19 protein-coding genes are annotated in these 18,474 nt (G+C 63.6%); 3 read left to right on the top strand and 16 right to left on the bottom strand.

Annotation, left to right across the window (positions count from 1 at the left end):
* Positions 1-38: 38 nt before the first annotated feature.
* The 5 genes from AB3G31_RS00730 to AB3G31_RS00710 form a co-directional block, all read right to left on the bottom strand.
* Complete coding sequence (locus tag AB3G31_RS00730) at positions 39-1,109, bottom strand: amidohydrolase family protein (RefSeq protein WP_367848336.1); 1,071 nt, start codon at positions 1,107-1,109, stop codon at positions 39-41.
* A 12-nt stretch (positions 1,110-1,121) separates the two neighbouring features.
* The gene (locus tag AB3G31_RS00725) at positions 1,122-2,369 is read right to left on the bottom strand and encodes an MFS transporter (RefSeq protein WP_367848335.1); all 1,248 of its coding nucleotides are present in this window, start codon (positions 2,367-2,369) and stop codon (positions 1,122-1,124) included.
* Positions 2,370-2,381: 12 nt separating this feature from the next.
* Positions 2,382-3,962, bottom strand: a complete 1,581-nt coding sequence (locus AB3G31_RS00720; protein ID WP_367848334.1) for a bifunctional 3-(3-hydroxy-phenyl)propionate/3-hydroxycinnamic acid hydroxylase — start codon at positions 3,960-3,962, stop codon at positions 2,382-2,384.
* Positions 3,963-3,979: 17 nt separating this feature from the next.
* The gene (locus AB3G31_RS00715) at positions 3,980-4,897 is read right to left on the bottom strand and encodes a VOC family protein (RefSeq protein ID WP_367848333.1); all 918 of its coding nucleotides are present in this window, start codon (positions 4,895-4,897) and stop codon (positions 3,980-3,982) included.
* An 80-nt stretch (positions 4,898-4,977) separates the two neighbouring features.
* A complete protein-coding gene (locus tag AB3G31_RS00710) occupies positions 4,978-5,814 on the bottom strand; it encodes a fumarylacetoacetate hydrolase family protein (RefSeq protein WP_367848332.1) in 837 nt (278 codons plus the stop codon).
* Positions 5,815-5,966: 152 nt separating this feature from the next.
* Between AB3G31_RS00710 and AB3G31_RS00705 the strand changes: the two genes are divergently transcribed.
* The gene (locus AB3G31_RS00705) at positions 5,967-6,716 is read left to right on the top strand and encodes a TetR/AcrR family transcriptional regulator (protein WP_367848331.1); all 750 of its coding nucleotides are present in this window, start codon (positions 5,967-5,969) and stop codon (positions 6,714-6,716) included.
* A 46-nt stretch (positions 6,717-6,762) separates the two neighbouring features.
* On the opposite strand, the gene AB3G31_RS00700 is transcribed toward AB3G31_RS00705, so the two are convergent.
* The 7 genes from AB3G31_RS00700 to AB3G31_RS00670 all read right to left on the bottom strand — a co-directional run bounded on the left by AB3G31_RS00700 (position 6,763) and on the right by AB3G31_RS00670 (position 13,539).
* Positions 6,763-7,017: a MurR/RpiR family transcriptional regulator gene (locus tag AB3G31_RS00700; RefSeq protein WP_367848330.1), complete on the bottom strand. Its 255-nt coding sequence runs from the start codon at positions 7,015-7,017 to the stop codon at positions 6,763-6,765.
* A complete protein-coding gene (locus AB3G31_RS00695) occupies positions 7,014-7,904 on the bottom strand; it encodes a sugar phosphate isomerase/epimerase family protein (RefSeq protein ID WP_367848329.1) in 891 nt (296 codons plus the stop codon). Before AB3G31_RS00695 ends, AB3G31_RS00700 begins: the two co-directional genes overlap by 4 nt.
* A gap of 24 nt (positions 7,905-7,928) precedes the next feature.
* Positions 7,929-8,870 carry a sugar phosphate isomerase/epimerase family protein gene (locus AB3G31_RS00690; RefSeq protein ID WP_367848328.1) on the bottom strand — a complete coding sequence of 314 codons (942 nt, stop codon included), beginning with the start codon at positions 8,868-8,870 and terminating at the stop codon, positions 7,929-7,931.
* Between the two features lie 18 nt (positions 8,871-8,888).
* Positions 8,889-9,902, bottom strand: a complete 1,014-nt coding sequence (locus AB3G31_RS00685; protein ID WP_367848327.1) for a Gfo/Idh/MocA family protein — start codon at positions 9,900-9,902, stop codon at positions 8,889-8,891.
* Between the two features lie 55 nt (positions 9,903-9,957).
* Complete coding sequence (locus tag AB3G31_RS00680; protein WP_367848326.1) at positions 9,958-10,878, bottom strand: sugar ABC transporter substrate-binding protein; 921 nt, start codon at positions 10,876-10,878, stop codon at positions 9,958-9,960.
* Between the two features lie 142 nt (positions 10,879-11,020).
* The gene (locus tag AB3G31_RS00675) at positions 11,021-12,028 is read right to left on the bottom strand and encodes an ABC transporter permease (RefSeq protein WP_367848325.1); all 1,008 of its coding nucleotides are present in this window, start codon (positions 12,026-12,028) and stop codon (positions 11,021-11,023) included.
* Positions 12,025-13,539 carry a sugar ABC transporter ATP-binding protein gene (locus AB3G31_RS00670; RefSeq protein WP_367848324.1) on the bottom strand — a complete coding sequence of 505 codons (1,515 nt, stop codon included), beginning with the start codon at positions 13,537-13,539 and terminating at the stop codon, positions 12,025-12,027. Before AB3G31_RS00670 ends, AB3G31_RS00675 begins: the two co-directional genes overlap by 4 nt.
* 147 nt (positions 13,540-13,686) lie before the next feature.
* Here AB3G31_RS00670 and AB3G31_RS00665 point away from each other — a divergent pair, with 147 nt between their 5' ends.
* Entirely contained in the window at positions 13,687-14,751 is a 1,065-nt protein-coding gene (locus AB3G31_RS00665) for a LacI family DNA-binding transcriptional regulator (protein ID WP_367848323.1), read from the top strand.
* A gap of 70 nt (positions 14,752-14,821) precedes the next feature.
* On the opposite strand, the gene AB3G31_RS00660 is transcribed toward AB3G31_RS00665, so the two are convergent.
* Positions 14,822-16,171: an aspartate aminotransferase family protein gene (locus AB3G31_RS00660; protein ID WP_367848322.1), complete on the bottom strand. Its 1,350-nt coding sequence runs from the start codon at positions 16,169-16,171 to the stop codon at positions 14,822-14,824.
* A gap of 91 nt (positions 16,172-16,262) precedes the next feature.
* Here AB3G31_RS00660 and AB3G31_RS00655 point away from each other — a divergent pair, with 91 nt between their 5' ends.
* Positions 16,263-17,186, top strand: coding sequence for a LysR family transcriptional regulator (locus tag AB3G31_RS00655; RefSeq protein ID WP_367848321.1), 924 nt, complete (start codon positions 16,263-16,265; stop codon positions 17,184-17,186).
* On the opposite strand, the gene AB3G31_RS00650 is transcribed toward AB3G31_RS00655, so the two are convergent.
* The 3 genes from AB3G31_RS00650 to AB3G31_RS00640 form a co-directional block, all read right to left on the bottom strand.
* Positions 17,183-17,551, bottom strand: a complete 369-nt coding sequence (locus AB3G31_RS00650) for a Uma2 family endonuclease (RefSeq protein ID WP_367850270.1) — start codon at positions 17,549-17,551, stop codon at positions 17,183-17,185. The two genes, AB3G31_RS00655 and AB3G31_RS00650, sit on opposite strands and share 4 nt — an antisense overlap.
* Before the next feature lie 39 nt (positions 17,552-17,590).
* Positions 17,591-17,758 (bottom strand): hypothetical protein, encoded by a 168-nt coding sequence (locus tag AB3G31_RS00645; protein ID WP_367848320.1) that lies wholly within the window; start codon positions 17,756-17,758, stop codon positions 17,591-17,593.
* Between the two features lie 109 nt (positions 17,759-17,867).
* The gene (locus tag AB3G31_RS00640; RefSeq protein WP_367848319.1) at positions 17,868-18,428 is read right to left on the bottom strand and encodes a cob(I)yrinic acid a,c-diamide adenosyltransferase; all 561 of its coding nucleotides are present in this window, start codon (positions 18,426-18,428) and stop codon (positions 17,868-17,870) included.
* Positions 18,429-18,474 lie beyond the last annotated feature (46 nt).

Here is an 18,474-nt window from a genome sequence, read left to right as displayed (position 1 = left end):
AGCACAGGCGGCCTAAAACGCTTGAAGTTTTAGCCCGGCTACAACGACCCCAACCGGGGAAACAGCCGCAGTGCATTGCCCCGCGCCATCCCCTCGTGTTCGGCTGCCGTCAGGCCGCCCAGGGCACGAAAAGCCGCCACATTGGCCGCAATGCCCGCCGCCGGGGTAAACGGAAAATCGCTGCCAAACAGCACGTGGCTCAGCGAGCCCAGCCGCCGCAGCCGCTCGATGGCCGCGTCGCTGGCCGACCCGGCCAGGTCGTAGTACAGCGCGGCCAGCACCCGGCGCACCTCGTCCGGGCCCCCGGCCGGGCGCTGCGGCAAAAACGGCAGGGTGGAGAACATGGCGATGCGCTCGGCCACCGCCGACAGCGCGCCGCCCGCGTGCGGGACGATGATGCGGATGTCGGGGTACTTGGTGAGCGTGCCCGCAAACACCAGGTCGGTCACGGTGCGCGCCGTGTCCAGTGGAAACTCGAAGATCGGCGCGGGCCGGCCCAGCCCCACGGCCTCGAAGCACGGCGGCGAGGTGGGGTGCAAAAACAGCGTGGCACGGCGGCGGTGCAGTTCGGCAAACAGCGGGTCCAGCCGGGTATCACCCAGGTAGATGCCGTGCACATTGGTTTCCATCACCACGCCGTCCAGCTTCAGCACATCCAGCGCGTAGCCCATCTCGTCCAGCGAAGCGGCCACATCGGGCAGCGGCAGGGTGGCAAACGCGCCAAAGCGGCTGGGCGTGCGCTGCACCAGCTCGGCGGCAAACACATTCAGCGCGCGGGCCAGCCGCTGGCGCGCCAGGCTGTCTTTCAGAAAGCCCACGGTGGGGGAGGACACCGACAGCATCGAGGTGTCGATGCTGTGCCGGTCCATGTGGGCCAGGGCTTTTTCTTCGGACCACGGCGGCACCGGAAAGCCGCCGTCCAGCGTGACCAGGCCCGCGTCGGCCAGGGCCTGCGCATAGAACGGCGGCAGGTAGTGCGAATGCGCGTCGACCAGGCCGCAGGTGCAAGGGCTGGTGGCGGTGTCTGCTGCCTGTGCAGAACCGGTGATGCCCAGGGCCAGGGCAGCAGAAAATTGGCCAAGTGCGGCGCGGCGGGAGGGCTTGTGCATGGCGGGCTCCGTTCAACGGCGTTGGGAAGGGGCGGTTTCTTGCAGGAACAGCACCACCACAAAGCCCAGCACCAGGGCCACCGCCGCCAGGTGCAGGATGTACTGGATACCGTAGTGCTGGGCCACGTAGCCTGCAATCACCGGGGCGATGCCGCCGCCAAAGATCTCACCCGTGCCCACCACGATGCCGGACGCGGTGGTCATCAGCTTGGCGGGCACCGACTCGGCGCTGATCGGGCCAACGGTCAGGCAGATCATGCTGAACACAAAGAACAGCGTGGCAAACAGGCTGCCAAACAGGCGGTAGGGCTCGGCCCCGGTGTGCATCAAAAAGTACAAACCGATACCTGCGCCGATGACAGACATCACCATCACCGGCTTGCGGCCCAGCCGGTCTGACAGCGCAGGCATCACCAGCGTACCCAGCGTGCCGCCAAAGCCGATGGCCGACAGCACCAGGCCCATTTGCTCCAGGCTCAGGTGCAGGTAGTCGACCAGGTAGCTGGGCAGCAAGGCGCTCAGCACCACCAGGCAGGTCAGCCAGCACAACATGCCCAGCATGTTCAGGGGGATGTTGCGGTACTTGAACACATCGCTCCAGCGGTGCGCGGCCACGTCGGCAGTCGCGGTGTGCAGCGCGGCCACGGCAGGCGGGGTGTTGCGCAGCACGCGGTACAGCAGGTAGGCGATGGCCAGGCCGGGAATCGACACCAGGGCAAAAATCCAGTGCCATTCCACCACCTTGAGCAGCTGCGTCACCAGCACCGGGGCGATGCCCAAACCAAACAAGGGCAGTGCCATTTGCTGGATGCCGATATTCATACCCTGGCGCGAGGGCTTGGACGCGTCCAGCGTGGCCACGATGCTCACGGGGGTGAAGGCGCCTTCGGCCAGCCCCATCAGCGCGCGGATGGCCATCATGCTGACCACGCCCGTGGCCAGGCCGCTAAAGCCCGCCAACAGCGAGAACACGATGACCGCCGGAATCAGCACCTTGCGGTGGCCCAGCCGGTCCGACAGGTTGCCCATGAAGATGGAGGCCAGGCCCCAGGCGATGGACAGCACACCGGTGATCTGCCCCAGGTCCTGGTAGTTGAGGTGCAGCTCCTGCGAGATCACCGGGAACAGCGGCAGGATCATGAAGCGGTCGATGCCGACCAGGCCAAAGCCCAGGCACAGCAGGGTGACGGCTTTCCATTCGTAACTGATGTCCCAGCGGGACGGTGTGGTCGTAGAGGGGGTAAGCGTAGCAGCGTGCATGGTGGCTCCTGGTTAAATCACATGGACACCGTGGCGCTGCAGATCAGCGGCCAGGTCGTCTACTAAATCGGGGGTGTCTTCGGCCTGCGCGACTGCGCCGTACAGGTAGAAGTCGGGCCGCACCAGCATCGCGGTGATGCCGTGCTGCGCCATGTAGGGCAGGAACTTATGGTCCACATCGGCCCAGCTGCCGGGTGCCGCGCCGTCGGCGGTGATCACCACGCGCCGGGTTCCCAGGGCATCCAGAAACTGGTGTTGGGCCGCGCCCAAAGTGATGTCCACGGTGGAGACGAGCACAAAGCCCAGGCCCACCATCGCGTCAAACCGGCCCTGCTGCGTGCCCCGGCGCACGGTGCCGTGCGGGCTGAGCAGGCCTGCGGGTGCCTGCAGCCTGCCGTCCGCGCCATGGCGCAGAATGCCCGCCGTGAGGCTGGGAAACGGCGGCGGCGGGGCGGCCTGGCCGCTGAAGAAGGCGGCATCCCGCTCGGCGGCTTGGGCCGGATCGGGGATGCAGATCACCTTGCCCAGGTACATCGACAAATCGATCACATCGCTGACGTGCGGGCGGCGCTCGGGCTGGTAGGTGTCGAGCAGCGCATCGCTGGCCTTGCCGTCCAGCACCAGGTTGAGCTTCCAGGCCAGGTTCCAGTCGTCGCGCAGCCCGGCGCACATGCCCTGCCCCATGAAGGGTGGCATCACGTGGGCGGCGTCGCCCGCAATCAGCATGCGGCCCTTGCGCCAGGTGTTGGCCAGCAGCGAGCGGAAGGTGTAGACCTTGTGCCGCACGATGCTGGCCTGGTGGGGCTGCACCCAGGGGGCCAGCAGTTCCCAGGCGCGGCTTTCCAGCTCCAGGTCTTCGCGCTGTTCACCCGGCAGGCGCATGAATTCCCAGCGGCGGAAGTAGCGGCCATCCTTTACGCCTGCGGGCACGATGGTGGTGGGGCGCAGCGGGTTGCAGTACTGGGCGGCGGGCGGGATGTCCAGCACTACGCCATCAAACGGCAGCACGTCGATCACCAGCCAGTCGGCCTCGAAACCGCGGTCCTCCTGGGTGGAGCCTATGGCCTGGCGCACCAGGCTGTTGGCACCGTCGGCCCCGATGAGGTATTGGGCCCGCACGGTGCGGCGCGCGTCGGTGGCAAAGTCGCGCACCGTGAGTTCCACGTAGTCGGCGGTCTGGGTGGCGGCCACGGCCTCCCAGCCCAGGTTCACCTCTACATTCGGGCAGGCGGCCACCACGTCTTCGAACATTTTTTCCAGCGTGGGCTGGTGGATGAAGTTGACCTCGGGCCCGCCGGAGATGGACTCGGATTCCCAGTCGATGGCCAGCAGCTCCTTCCATTCGGCGTTGAACCAGCGGTACATCGGCCCGGCGTGGCTCACGGCGGGCAAATCCTCGCCCATGCCCAAGGCCGACAGCACACGGTACAGCTCGTGGTCTATGCACACCGCGCGCGGCAGGCTGAAGCGTTCGCGCCAGCGCTCGAACACGGCCACGCTGCGGCCCTGGCGGGCCAGCGCCAGGGCCATGATTTCGCTGACCGGGCCGTAGCCGATCTGCACTACGTCGTACATCGGAATTTCTGTTTGCATGGTGGGTCTCCGGGGGATCAAACGGTTAGCTCAAAATTGGTCACAAAGTCGTCGGGCGGCGGCGGGCCCCAGGTGTAGAGCGAGTCCTCGATGGGGTGGTCGGCGCTGGGCCATTCCATGCCCGCGGGGATGTAGTCGATGTCGAACGAGTACTCGGCATAGCTGCCCCAGGGGTCGCGCACGTAGCGGAAGTAGTTGGAGCCCAGCACGTGGCGGCCCAGGCCCCAGCCCTGCGCGTAACCGGCCTGCGCCATCTGCTGCGCGCCCAGGCCCACGGCATCCAGCGACGGCACCGTCCAGCTGCTGTGGTGCAGCCCGCCGCCGCCCGACAGGGCCAGCGCGATCAGGTGGTGGTCGCTGCCGTGCGGGCTGTGCATGAAGCCAATGACCGGCCCCGAGCTGTCGGACAGGCGCAGGCCCAGCACGGTGGTGTAGAACTGCACGGCCTCCACCACGTTGGCGCTGAACATCAGGATGTGCGACAGGTGCAGCGGCGCAATCGGTTGGATCGCGCTGCGGTTGAGGGCCCGGCCTGCGGAGCCGGTTTGCGGAGGCATCACGCGGGGCACGGGGGCCGAGGGCGAAGATTTCTCGGCCACCACAAGCTGCAGCGGCAACCGGTCCGGGCCAGCGATCCACACACCGCCCGCCCCTTCGCACGGCGCAATGCGGGGGATCTCCAGCGCCGCCAGATGCTGCGCGAAGCGGGCCTGGTCTGCCGCATGGATGCCGTAGCTCACCCACAGCAGACGCTTGGCCGTACCGGGCAGAATGCGCGCCCAGCGGTGCGGGTGGCCCTGGGTGTACAGCGCCAGGCCTGGGCCCTCCTCGCGCACCTCCAGGCCGAAGCTGGTGTAGAAATGCCGCGCCTGCGCCAGGTCGGGCACGCTGAATACGAATTCGTGCACCGAGTGCACGGCGAGAAAGTCTGCCATCTTTGTCTCCCACTTTTTTGCGGACGTGGCTGTCCCCGCCGCCTCTGCGGGCGGCATCTTTCACACAGGGTTTGGACGGTTTAGCGCACCTGTTGGCGCTGGGTGCCAAGCACGCCGGCCGACAGGGTCATCACGTCGCCGCGCGCCAGAAACTGCGGCGGCTTCATGCCCAGGCCTACGCCTTCGGGGGTGCCGGTGATCACCACGTCGCCGGGCAGCAGGGTCATGAACTGGCTGAGGTAGGACACCACTTCGGCCACATTGAAGATCATGTCGGCGGTGTTGCTGCGCTGGCGCACTTCGCCGTTGACGCGCAGCTCCAGCGGGATGGTTTGCGGGTCGGGCAGCTCGTCGGCAGTGACCAGCCAGGGGCCGATGGGGCCAAAGCCGTCAAAGCTCTTGCCCTTGCCCCATTGGCCATTGCGCTTGATCTGCCAGCCGCGCTCGGACACGTCGTTGGCCAGCACGTAGCCTGCCACGTGGGCCAGGGCCTGGTCCACCGGCACCTGGCGCGCCACGCTGCCGATGACGATGCCCAGCTCAATCTCCCAGTCGCCCGCCACCGAGCCCTCGGGCAGGGTCACGTCGTCGTTCGGGCCGGCCAGCGAGGTCAATGCCTTGGTGAACACCACCGGTTCCTTGGGGATGTCGTGGCCGGATTCGAGCGCGTGCTTGCGGTAGTTCAGGCCGATGGCCACGAACTGGCGCACACCGTTCACCGGGCAGCCGATGCGCGTGTCTGCGGCCACCAGGGGCATGCGTTGCAGGTCGATGGCGGCCAGGGCGTGCAGGCGCTCCGGGGCCAGCCATTCGGGGCTGAGGTCGGGCACCAGCAGCGACAGGTCGCGCAGTTGGCCCTGGGCATCGACAGCGCCGGGCTTCTCTTGGCCTGCGGGGCCGTGGCGGAATAGTTTCATGGGAGTCTCCAGATCGTGGGGGGTTGGTGATGGCTGGATTTTTATTTAAATTGCACACATCGTCAATATGACGACTTGCACAATTTGATAGGGGTTTTCACCCACTCCGTGGCATGCTGCAGCGGCGGCGGCGGGTCGTGTAACCTTGGCCCATGAACAAAGCGGAAGAGAAACCAGGGGTGGAAGACCACCGTGTGCGGGTGGGGGCGCAGCGGCGCGAGGCCACGCGGTTGCGCCTCATCGAGAGCGCGCTGACGGTGCTGGCCGAAAAGGGGCCAGACACCGCGGCGATTGAAGATTTCATTGCCGCCGCCCAGGTGTCGCGCGGCACCTTCTACAACTACTTTCGCACCACCTCGGAGCTGCTGCTGGCCGTGGCCGGTGGCATGAGCGACGAAATCCTGCAGGTGGTGGACCCGGCGGTGCGGCAGTTCAGCGACCCGGTGGCGCGCTTTTCGGCGGGTTCGCGGCTGTACATGCAAACCGCCATGCGCTATCCGCTGTGGGGGGCTTTCATCACCCGCGTGGGCACCCGGGTGGCGGCGCGCGGGCAGCTGATCGACGTGTACCTGAACCGCGATTTGCTGGAGGCCATCGCCCAGCAGCGCCTGAAGATCGACAACGTGCGGGTGGCCCGCGACGTGGTGCTGGGCACCATCTTTTTCGGCATCGAGACCATGCTGACAGAACCCACGCACGACCACCACCCCGAGCAGATGATGCGCTGCGTGCTGACCGGCTTCGGCCTGCCCGAAGCCGAGGCCGAAGCCATTGCCTTCGCCCCGCTGCCGCTGCTGGGCGACGTGCAAGGGCCGATCTTCTCGCGCCTGACGCCGGTGTCCGCTGGCCCCGCCGCGGCCAAACGGGCGCGCAAGCCTGCCAGCACGAAAGCTACGAAATAGATAGCTGCTTGTGCTTACTCTATAAGCGCAGGCAGCCTAAAAAGCTTTAACTTTGGACACTGCTCCGGAACACCGCCTTGAAGTCACGGTATCCGTGGAAGCCGAAGTGCTTGGCAAAGCGCACCACGGCCGAGGGCTGGACGTTGCAGCTGCGCGCCAGGTTCTCGATCTTCTCGCCGCCCAGCGTGTCGGGGTGCTGGGCTACGTAGTGGGCGATGGTTTTGAGCTGCTTGCTCAAAGCCCCGAACTCGCTACCGATGTGAGCCAGCAGCGGCTCGATCTGGGTGGGCGGCGTGGTCACTTTTTGTGCTTATCCAGATAGCGCTGAATTTCGCTGCGCATGAAGTGCGACGAGTCGTCGGCCCGTTCGTCCCAGCCAAACACGCAGCTCGACAGCACGCCGTCAAAACCGATCTCGGCCAGGGTACCAAAGAACACATCCCAGTCGATCTCGCCTTTGCCCATGTCCAGGTGCTGGTGCACCCGCACCTTGGCACCCGGCGGGTTGACCACGTAGCGCAGGCCGGAGGAGTCGCGGTGGTTGAAGGTGTCGGCCACGCGCACATGGGCCAGCACCGGGGCGGCAGCGCGCAGCATGGCGGCCATGTCGTCTCCGTAGTAGAAGGTGTGTGGCGCGATGTACGACAGCTTGACGCCGGACGAGCCGATGGAGCGCACGATGTCGATGGCCGGGGCCATGGTTTCGATCCAGTCTTCGGGGTGCGGCTCGATCGACAACACCACGCCTTCGCGCTCGAAGATGGGGATCAGCTCATCCATGGAGCGCCAGAACGCCGCCTCGCAGGTCTCAGCCGTATTGAAATTTTGCAGGGCCGAGCGCTCGGGCGAGGCACCCCGGCCAAACTCGGAAATCATGGTGTCGCAGTCCATCTCCACCGCGACCTGGATGGCCTTTTTCCAATAGCGCATCGCCGCCAGACGCTCGTCTTCCAGCGGGCTGGACCAGCGGTACATGGGCTGCAGCGTGGCCAGCTTCACGCCATGGTCTTTCAGGGCTTTTTTGAAGCCCTGGATGCGCTCGGGATAGACGCGCGGCTGGGCCCACCATTCCAGAAAGTCGGCACGCGGCGAGAGTTCGATGTGCTCGTAGCCCAGCTCGGCCGTCTTGCGGCAGAGCTCGGGCAGCGAGAGGTGACGGTGCATGTAGGGGTCGAGGGCGATGCGCATGGGGTGTCCAATGGCTTTCTGGGTTTATTGGCTGATGGTTTGCTGCAACGCGTTGATGGAGGTTAAAACTCCGGCTTCGATCGACATGGTCAGGTCTTCCATTTCCAGCGAGACATAGCCGTCGTAGCCGCCCATGCGGCAGACCGAGAAGAACTCTTTCCACCACTGCAGGTCTTTGCCGCAGCCCACGGCCACGTAGTTCCAGCTGCGGCTCTCGGGCGCGGTGACGGGCTGGGTTTCCAGCAGGCCGTTGATGTCGGCCAGGCCGCGCTCGATGCGCGCATCTTTCCCGTGGATGTGGAACAGCGCGCCCTTGAGGTTACGGGCCGCGGCGATGGGGTCGGCACCCATGGCGATCAGGTGCGATGGGTCCAGGTTGATGCCGACCGTGGGGCCAACCGCATTGCGCAGCCGCCACAGCGTGGCCGGGTTGTAGACCAGCATGCAGGGGAATTCTTCGATGGCGATCTGCTCCACACCGTGGGCCTGGCAGTGTGCGACGAACTTGGTCCACCACGGAATCGCCACCTCGTTCCACTGGTAGTCCAGCGCGGGGGCCATGTAGTCGGGCCAGGACACGGTGGAGGTGATCCAGTTGGGGGTCTTATCGCCGGGTGCACCTGCGGGGCAGCCGGACATCATCACTACTTTCTTGACCCCGAGCTTGCCCGCCAGGACGATGGTGTCATAGCTCGATTGGGTGTGCTTCTCGCCCATTTCGCCGGGGCTGAGCGGGTTGCCGGAGCAGTTGAGGGCCGCGATGTACATGCCGCGCTTTTCCAGCTCGGCCTGGAAGGCGATCAGTTTGCTTTCACTGGCCAGTAGTTCGGCGGTAGGCACATGGGGGCAACTGGCCCAGCCGCCTGCGGTCATTTCGACAGCGTTGAGACCCAGGAATTTCACCTTGTCCAGCATGTCGGGGTAGGAGAGGTTGTTGTAGACGTCGGTGCAGATAGACAGTTTCACGATGGTTTCCAGAAAGATTTATTTGGCGTAAAAGGCTGGCCGTTGGGCCAAGGAAATCGGCACGATGGCCTTGCTGTGCCGCGCTTCCACGCAGGCTTCGGCGGTGGCGGAGGCGAAATAGCCGTCCCAGGCGGTGGGGCCGTTGACCTGGCCGCGCTGGGTGGCATTGATCCACTCCTGCAGTTCCACGTCGTAGGCATCGATGAAGCGCTGCTTCCAGTCGGTCTGGATAGCGGTAGACGCACGGCCTTCCAGGCGCAAGGCCACGCTGGCGGGTTCGGGCAGATTGGCAGCGCCCATTTCGCCCACTACCTGGCACTGGATGTCGTAGCCAAAGCGGCAGCCGACGAAAATTTCGGTGTCGATGCGGATGCCCTTGCTGGTTTCCAGCAGCACCATCACCGGGTCGTGCAGGCCGACGTGGGAATTGCGGCTCTTGCGGCCCTCTACCACCTGGGCGCTGACGTAGTCGTCGTCCAGCAGCCATCGCAGCACATCGATCTCGTGTACGAAGGTATCGGTGATGCACATGTCGCCGACGTACATCTCGGGCACGCTAGGGTTGCGGTGGGCGCAGTGCACCATCAGCGCATCGCCAATCGTGCCTGCATCCAGGGTCTTTTTCAGGGCGCGGTAGCCCGCGTCAAACCGGCGCATGAAGCCCACCTGCACCAGCTTCTTGCCGGCCTGCACCTCGGCCTCCACCACGCGCAGACCGCTTTCGGCGGAGGTGGTCATGGGTTTTTCGCAGAACACAGGCTTGCCCGCGGCAATGCAGGCCAGCAACTGGTCGGCGTGGGCCGGGCCCCAGGACGCGACCAGCAGCGCATCGACATCCGGCGCGTTGATGAGGTCCTCGTAGTTCTCAAACACCTTGGCACCCAGGCCGGAGGCATCGTTAAAGGCGTGCGTCGCCGCCAGGTTAATGTCGTTGAGGGCCACGATGCGTGCGCCGCCGAGTTTGCGGTGAATGCGCAGTGCGTGGTCCTGGCCGATGGCACCGCAGCCAATCACGCCAATTCTGAGTTCCATGGGGTGTCTTTCAAAGGAATGGAATGCCCGGCGGTGTGGCCACCGGGCCGGGGCTTTATTTGCTGTAGTTGGCAACGTTGTCTTTGACGATGGATTCGAACGGAATCAGCTTTTCTTTCGGGGCGGGCTCGCCCTTCTTGATCATCTCGACCACATCAAACGCGCCCTGGGCCTGGCCCTTGGCGTTCTGGAAGATGGACTGCGACATGTCGCCCGCCTTGATGGCATCCAGCGCGTCCTTGACACCGTCGATGCCGGAAATCATCACCCCCTTGCGACCCGCGGTCTTGAGCGCTTGCAAGGCACCCAGGGCCATTTGGTCGTTGGCGGCGATGAGCGCGTCGAACTTGGGGAACTTCTGCACCCAGTCTTCGGTGATCTTCATTCCTTCGGCGCGGTCGTAGTTGGCGGGCAGGTTGGCCAGCACCTTCACGTCGGTGCGGCTGGCCAAGGCTTTGGTGAAGCCTTCCAGGCGCTCCTTGGAGTGATATAGGCCGGGCTGGCCTTGCAGGTAGACGATCTGGGCGTTCTTGGGCAACTGCTTGGCCATGAACTCGCCTTGCATGCGGCCTGCGTCCAGGTTCTTGGAGCCGACAAAGGTGAACTTGCCACCGGCGGACTCAATCCCCAGCGCGATCACCGGAATGCCGGCCTTGTTGGCTTTTTCCACGCCCGGCACGATGCCCTGGTAGTCCACCGGCACGATGACGATGGCGTTGACCTTCTGGGCGATGAAATTGTCGATCTGGTCGAGCTGCTTGCTGGCATCGCCGCCCGCGTCGGCAAACGACACGCTGACATTGGCATCGGCCTTGGCGGCTTCGATGAAGGCGTTCTTGCGGCTCATGGTGAACACATCGGTGTCGGCCAGATTGGCGTAACCAACAACGAATTTCTTGGACTGGGCGAAGGCGGCACCCGAGCCGACGGCGATCAAAACGGCGCAAGCGGCGGCGGTGACGATAAATTTTTTCATGGTGATTTCCTGGTATGTATTACTTGTGGTTTAGTGCGAAGTTCATCCGCACAGGGTTACGGCTGTCTCAAAACCGTGTAACCGAAAACAGCGTGGTGTGCATCGTTCGATAGGTACCCCTTCAAAATAGTGGTGCGGTAAATCAAGATTTTTTACGGGCACTGCCGGATTTAGTTTTAACATCTAGGATCACCGCCACGGCAATAATCACGCCCTTGACTATTTGCTGCCAGTACGAGCTGACATTCATCAAGTTCAAAATATTGTTTATCACGCCGATAATCATGGCCCCAATGACTGTGCCGGTAATCGTGCCGGTGCCTCCCATCAAACTGGTTCCGCCCACCACCACGGCAGTAATCGCATCAAATTCATAGGCCACACCCCCGGCTGGCTGGCCGGAGTTAATCCGCGACATCAGCACAATACCGGCAATAGATACCAATATTCCGTTGAATACAAAGGCCCGGCGCAATACACCATCGGTATTGATACCCGATGCCAATGCAGCCTTGGCATTGCCGCCCACAGCGTATACGTGGCGGCCAAACTTGGTACGGTTCAGCAATACCCAGGACACCATCACCACGAATATCAATATCAATACCGAAATAGGCACCGGCCCAATATTGCCCTGGCCAATCACCTGGAAATCGCCCAGACCGCTGACCGGCACGCCCGCCGTGTACAACAAAATCGCCCCCCGCGCCACGGTGGTCATGGCTAGGGTCATGATGAAGGACGGGATCTTGAAGTAAGTGATGACATACCCGTTAACCAGCCCCACGACTATGCCGGAACCAATTCCCGCCGAAATTGCGAGGTAAATATTTCCTGTCAGTGACATCACGCTGGCGGCGAGGGTGCCGGTCAGTGCCAGCACCGAACCCAGCGACACATCGATGTGGCCCAAAATAATAATAAATGTCACGCCACAGGCCAACAAGCTAACCACCACTACCTGGCGTAATACATTGGTCAAGTTACCGGTGGTCAAAAATGTTTCGTTCAAAAATGAGGACAAAACAAAAATACCGATAAATATCAAAATAGTGCCGTACTTGCGGTAGATCTCGGAAAAGCCCATATTTTTTATTTTGGAAAGCATAGTGGGTGTCTCACGGGGTGGGGTGGAAATCGCGGTGTTCATGCCTGTGCTCCGGTGGCCAGGGCCATGATGTTTTCCTGGTTGGCCATATCGCGGGATAATTCGCCGCGCATTCTTCCTTCCTGCATGACCACAATGCGGTCGCTCATGCCCAATACCTCGGGCAGTTCGGAAGAAATCATGATGATGGCCAGGCCTTGTTTTGCAAAATGGGTCATGAGTTTGTGTATTTCGGATTTGGAGCCCACGTCGATTCCGCGTGTGGGTTCGTCCAATATCAATACGCTTAAATCGCGCAGCAGCCATTTGGCAATGGCGATTTTTTGTTGATTACCACCGCTTAATGTGCCGACGGTGGTATTTAGACCAGCGGTTTTTATTTGCAGCAGTTTGCGCATATGCTCGCCGGATGCGGTTTCGGCTTTCAAATCCAAAAATAATCCAGGGGCAAACTTTTCCAGATTAGCCATAGAAATGTTTTCCTGCACCGAGCGGCACAGCACCAAGCCTTCGGCCTTTCGGTCTTCGGACACCATGGCAATGCCGTGGCGGATGGCATCCGTCGGTTTGGTCAATTCCAGCTTCTGGCCGCCCAGCCAGACCTCGCCCGCGTCCAGCCGGTCCAGGCCAAAAATCGCCCGGACCACCTCGGTGCGGCCCGCACCAATCAGCCCGGCCAGGCCGACGATCTCGCCCTTGCGCACCTCGAAGCTGATGTCTTTGAACACGCCGTGGCGGGTAGCACCGCGCACCGACAGGGCCACCTCGCCGATGGGCACGGCTTCTTTGGGGAAGATGCTGCTGATGGTGCGGCCCACCATCAGGCCGATCAGGCGGTTCTGGTCGTAGTCGGCGGCTGGGCCCGAGCCGACGTACTGGCCGTCGCGGATGATGGTGATGTCGTCCGCAATCTGGAAAATCTCGTCCATCTTGTGGGTGATGTAGATGATGGCCACACCGCGCGCTTTCAGGTCGGCGATCTGGCTGAACAGCATCGCCACCTCGGTGTCGCTGATGGCCGAGGTGGGCTCGTCCATGATCACCAGCGCGGCGTTGCGCGAGATGGCCTTGGCAATCTCCACCAACTGCATGCCCGCAATGCTGAGTTCACGCATCTTCTGGTCGGCCCGGTAGGGCAGGCCCAGGCGGTCCAGCAGGGCCTGGGTTTCGGCCTCCATGCGGGCAAAGTCCACAAACAGGCCCAGCCACCGGCTGTGCACCGGTTCGCGGCCCAGGAAGATGTTTTCGGCAATCGTCATGTCCAGCACCGGGCTGAGCTCCTGGTGGATCATGGCGATGCCCAGCTCCAGCGCGGCGCGGGTGTTCTGGTGCGTGAGCTGCACGCCCTTGAAGAATATCTCGCCTGCATCCACCGCGTGCTCGCCGCTCAACACCTTCATCAGCGTGGACTTGCCTGCGCCGTTTTCGCCCACCAGCACGTGTACCGAGCCCGCACGCACCTGCAGGTTCACGCCATCCAGCGCCTTCACGCCGGGGAAGGACTTGGTGATCTTGCGCATCTCCAGCACCAGACCGTCGGGTTGGGTTTTCATCAGCACCTGTGTCTCCTAGTTGGCGCTGGTGGGGGGGTCCCATGGCGCTCTGGTGCGAATTATGGGAGCGGGATTAGAAAAAAATGTCTAAATGAAATGAAAACTGTCATAGACTGTCATTTGATTAGGGTTAGTATTGAAAGTAATATGTCAAACAACCTTCCAACCGAACTCCACCCTGGCCGCGTAACCATTGCCGACGTAGCCAAAGCCGCCGGAGTCAGCCTCTCTACCGTGGACCGCGTGCTCAATGGCCGGGCTCCCGTGCGGCGCGATACGGCCGAACGCATCCACGCGGTGGCCGAATCCATCGGTTTCCACGCGGCGAGCGTGATCCGCGAGCGCGTGCGCGGTAAACGGGTGCGCCACACGCTGGGCTTTCTGCTGCAGCGCTCCGATGCGGCCTTCTACCAGGAGATAGGTGAGTCGCTGGCCGTGGCGACCGAGTCGCATAGCGAGTTCTGCACCACGCCGCAGATCGCCTATATGGACGATTTATCGCCCGAGGCGGTATCGCTGCGGCTACGGGACATGGGCGAGCGCGTCGATGCAGTGGCCCTGGTCGCTGTGGACCACCCGCTGATCTGGGCCGAGATCGAGCGGCTCAAGGCCAAGGCCGTGCCGGTGTTTGCGCTGATCTCCGACCTGAGCACGCCCGCCCGGGCAGGCTACGCCGGGCTGGACAATCGCAGCGTAGGCCGCACCGCCGCCTGGCTGATTACGCGGATGGCGCACATGCCGGGCAAGCTGGTCACCTTTGTGGGCAGCCACCGTTTCCAATGCCAGGAAGTGTGCGAGATGAGTTTTCGATCGTACGTGCGCGAGCACGCGCCGAGCTTCGAGCTGATGGAGCCGCTGTTTACGCTGGAGAGCGACCAGCTGGCCGAAGAAGGCACGCGCGACCTGCTGCATCGGCACCCAGACATTGTGGGGGTGTTGGTCGCGGGCAGCGGTATCGACGGCGTGGTGCGGGCGCTGCGCGAGCACTACAGCGAAACTCCTGGCACCCGGCCGATTTGCGTGGTGCGCGAGCTGACACCGCACGCACGCGAAGGGCTGCGCAGCGGCGACCTGCATGCGGCCCTATCGCACCCCTTGCCGCAACTGGCCCAGGGGCTGGTCGGCATGATGGTGGAGCGGCTGAACAACCCCTTGGTGGGTTTGCAGCAGACCATCGTGCCGCTGGACACGCAAACGCCGGAGAGCTTTTAGCTATTATTTAGATAGCTTCTTACGCCGATAGAATGGGCAGTAGAGGCCTATTCCATGCCCCATCTGAACATCAATTCGCGTTCAAAACCTCGCCCAGCGCATTCACCATGCTGTCGATCTCGGCGGGCGTGACCACGAACGGCGGGGCCATCTGGATGGTGTCTGCACCGTAGCGCACGTAAAAGCCTTTCTTCCACATCGCCATCGCCACCTCGTACGGGCGGCGGGCGGGCTCGCCGGGGTAGGCGGCCAGGGTGATGCCGCTGGCCAGGCCGTAGTTGCGGATGTCGGTGACGTGCTTGGCACCTTGCAGGCTGTGCACGGCGTTTTCGAAATGCGGGGCGATGGCGCGCACGCGCTGGGGCATGTCCTCGGCCACCAGAATGTCCAGCGTGGCCAGGGCCACGGCGCAGGCCACGGGGTGGGCGGAGTAGGTGTAGCCGTGGGCAAATTCCAGCATGTAGTCGGGCGCACCGGCGTGCATGAAGGTGTCGTAGATTTCCTTGCCGACCAGCACCGCGCCCATGGGCTGGGAGCCGTTGGTGATCTGCTTGGCCACGTTCATGATGTCGGGCGTGACGCCAAAGGCCTCGGCACCGCTCATCGCGCCCATGCGGCCAAAGCCGGTGATCACTTCGTCAAAAATCAGCAGGATGTTGTGCGCGGTGCAGATCTCGCGCAGGCGCTGCAGGTAGCCCACCGGCGGCACCACGACCCCGGCCGAGCCGGACATGGGCTCGACGATCACCGCGGCGATGTTGCTGGCGTCGTGCAGCGTGATCAGGTCCAGCAGTTCGTCGGCCAGTTCCACGCCAGTCTTGGGCATGCCGCGCGAAAAGGCGTTGCTTTTGAGCTGGGTGTGGGGCAGGTGGTCGGCCTGCAAGGCTTCGCCAAACATCTTGCGGTTGGCGCCGATGCCGCCCACCGAAATGCCGCCAAAGCCCACGCCGTGGTAGCCCTTTTCGCGGCCGATGAAGCGGGTTTTGCTGGCCTGGCCCTTGGTGCGCCAGTAAGCGCGCGCCATCTTCAGCGAGGTGTCGGCGGCTTCGGAGCCCGAGCCGGTAAAGAACACGTGGTCCAGGCCATCGGGGGTCAGCTCGACCAGCTTGTTGGCCAGCTCGAACGACAGCGGGTGGCCGAACTGGAACGCGGGCGCGTAGTCCAGCGTAGCCATCTGGCGGGTGGCGGCGGCAGTCAACTCGGTGCGGCCATGGCCCAGGCCGGAACACCACAGGCCGGACAGGCCGTCGAAGATCTGGCGGCCATCGATGTCGGTGTAGTAGCAGCCCTTGGCGCTGGTGATGATGCGCGGGTCGGCCTTGAAGTTGCGGTTGCCGGTGTAGGGCATCCAGTGCGCGTTGAGCCAGGCGGCATCGGTACGGGGACGGGGGCTGAGTTGCTGTGTATCGGTCATGTCCATGGCGCGCTCCGGATGTAAAAAGAACAGGCGGATTCTGGCCGCCCCTGTTACTCTCATAAAGAGTTAAATACCACTCTGTAGTTAGCAACTTATGCAAGTAACCAAGAACCGGGCGGTGCTGGGGCAACTCACCGACATGGACATCCGCCTGCTGCGGGTGTTCAAGAGCGTGGTCGAGTGCGGGGGCATGGCGGCGGCCGAGCTGGAGCTGAACATCGGCACCTCCACCGTGAGCCGCCACGTCAAGGACCTGGAAACCCGCCTGGGCCTGACCCTGTGCCGCCGGGGCCGCAGCGGCTTTGCCCTCACGCCAGAGGGCCAGCAGATCTACACCGAGACGCTGCGCCTGCTGGCCGGGGCCGAGGCGTTTCGCGCCAGCGTGGACGCGCTGCACCAGCGCATGGGCGGCGAGATCCACCTGGCGGTGTTCGACCAGACCGCCAGCAACCCGCAGGCCCGCATCAGCGCCGCCATCGCCCAGTTTGCCGCGCAGGCCCCGGATGTGCGCCTGTGCCTGCACGTGGCCCCCATCCAGACCATCGAGCGCGGCGTCATCGACGGGCAGTTCCAGGTAGGCGTGATTCCCGGCCACCGCAGCTCCGACAGCCTGGTCTACGACGACCTGTTTGGCGAAACCATGCTGCTCTACGGCGGTGCCCAGCACGCCGCACACAGTGCCGCGCCGCTGGACTGGGACGGCCTGCGCCGCTACCCGTTTGCCGGGCTGGGCTACCACTCGCCCAACATGGAGATCACCCAGCGCGTGCGCCTGCCCCGCACCGCCACCGGCTTCGACCAGGAGTCGATCGCCACGCTGATCCTGTCGGGCCACTACCTGGGTTTTCTGCCCGACCACTACGCGGAACGGTTTGTGCACAAGGGGCAGATGCAGGCGGTGCAGCCGGACCTGTTTCGCTACGACTGCCGGTTTCTGGGCATCGTGCGCCGCAGCCCCGAGCCGTCACGGGCGACGAAGGCGCTGCAGGCGTGTTTGCGGGAGGCGCATGCCGCCTAAGCGGCAGAGGCCTCGGGCACTTTGGCAAACAATTGCGCGGCGGTCAGTTCCAGCCCCACACTGGCCAGCACGATGGTTTCGCCTTTGGCGAACGGGTGCAGCACCCACAAGCCGTTGGGGCTTTTCCGGTGGCGGTCGGTAAAGCGCGTATCCAGGTCGATCAGCACGTATTCCTGCAAGCTGGCCAGACTGCGGTAATGGGTGAACTTCAACCCCCGGTCGAACCCGGCGGTGCTGGGCGATAGCACTTCGACAATCAGCTTGGGCTCGGCTTTGAAGGTGGGGCTTTCCAGATCGTGCGGGCTGCAGGTCACCATCACGTCGGGGTAAAAGTAGGCGTTGGCAGCCTCCACATGCACGCGCATGTCGCTCACATAGGTTTCGCACGGGGTATCGCCCAGGTGCTAGTGCAGGGCGATGGCCATGTTCAGTGCGGTCTTCACATGCCGGTCTTCCGCCCCCGCCAGGGCAAACACTTCGCCATCCACAAACTCGTGGCGTTCGGTCTGCGCGTGTTCCCAGGTGAGGTAATCGGCAGCAGTGAAAACAGGAAGTGGTGCGGCGTGTCCCATGGCAGCTTTCGGATGCGTGATGCCTGATTATGCGGCGGCGATAAATTTAAACTAAAAGTGCCGCCCGTGCTTATTCCACGAGCACAAGCAGCTCCTTAAACCATAGCAATCAGGCGTTGCGCGCCATGCGCTCGCTCTTCCAGTACACGTCGTCGCCGCCATCCACGCGGTTCAGCACCCGGGCCAGCACAAACAGCAAATCGCTCAGCCGGTTCAGGTAGTGCCGGGGCGTGTCTTTCAGCGCGTCTTGCTGCTCCAGCGCCACCACGGTGCGTTCGGCGCGGCGGGCCACGGTGCGGCAGATGTGGGCCTGCGACGCGGCGCGGGTGCCTGCGGGCAGGATGAATTCGGCCAGCCGCGGCAGCGTGGCGTTGTGCTCGGCCAGAGCCTGGTCCAGGGCCAGCACAGCCTCGGGCTTGAGCAGCTCGAAGCCTGGGATGGACAGCTCGCCGCCCAGGTTAAACAGCTGGTGCTGCACCTCCACCAGCAGGTCGCGCACGCCCTCGGGCAGGGGCTCGCACAGCAGCAGGCCGATGTGGCTGTTGAGCTCGTCCACATCGCCCATGGCGTGCACACGCAGGCTGTTTTTGGAGACCCGGGTGTTGTCGCCCAGGCCGGTGGTGCCGTTGTCGCCGGTACGGGTGGCGATCTGTGTCAGGCGGTTGGCCATGGCGGTTCCTTCGGTTGAATAGGGGGAGAATTGTGCGTGAAATCCT

It is taken from the genome of Rhodoferax sp. WC2427 (assembly GCF_040822085.1).
Taxonomy (GTDB): domain Bacteria; phylum Pseudomonadota; class Gammaproteobacteria; order Burkholderiales; family Burkholderiaceae_C; genus Rhodoferax_B.
This window is presented reverse-complemented; position numbering and strand designations above follow the sequence as displayed.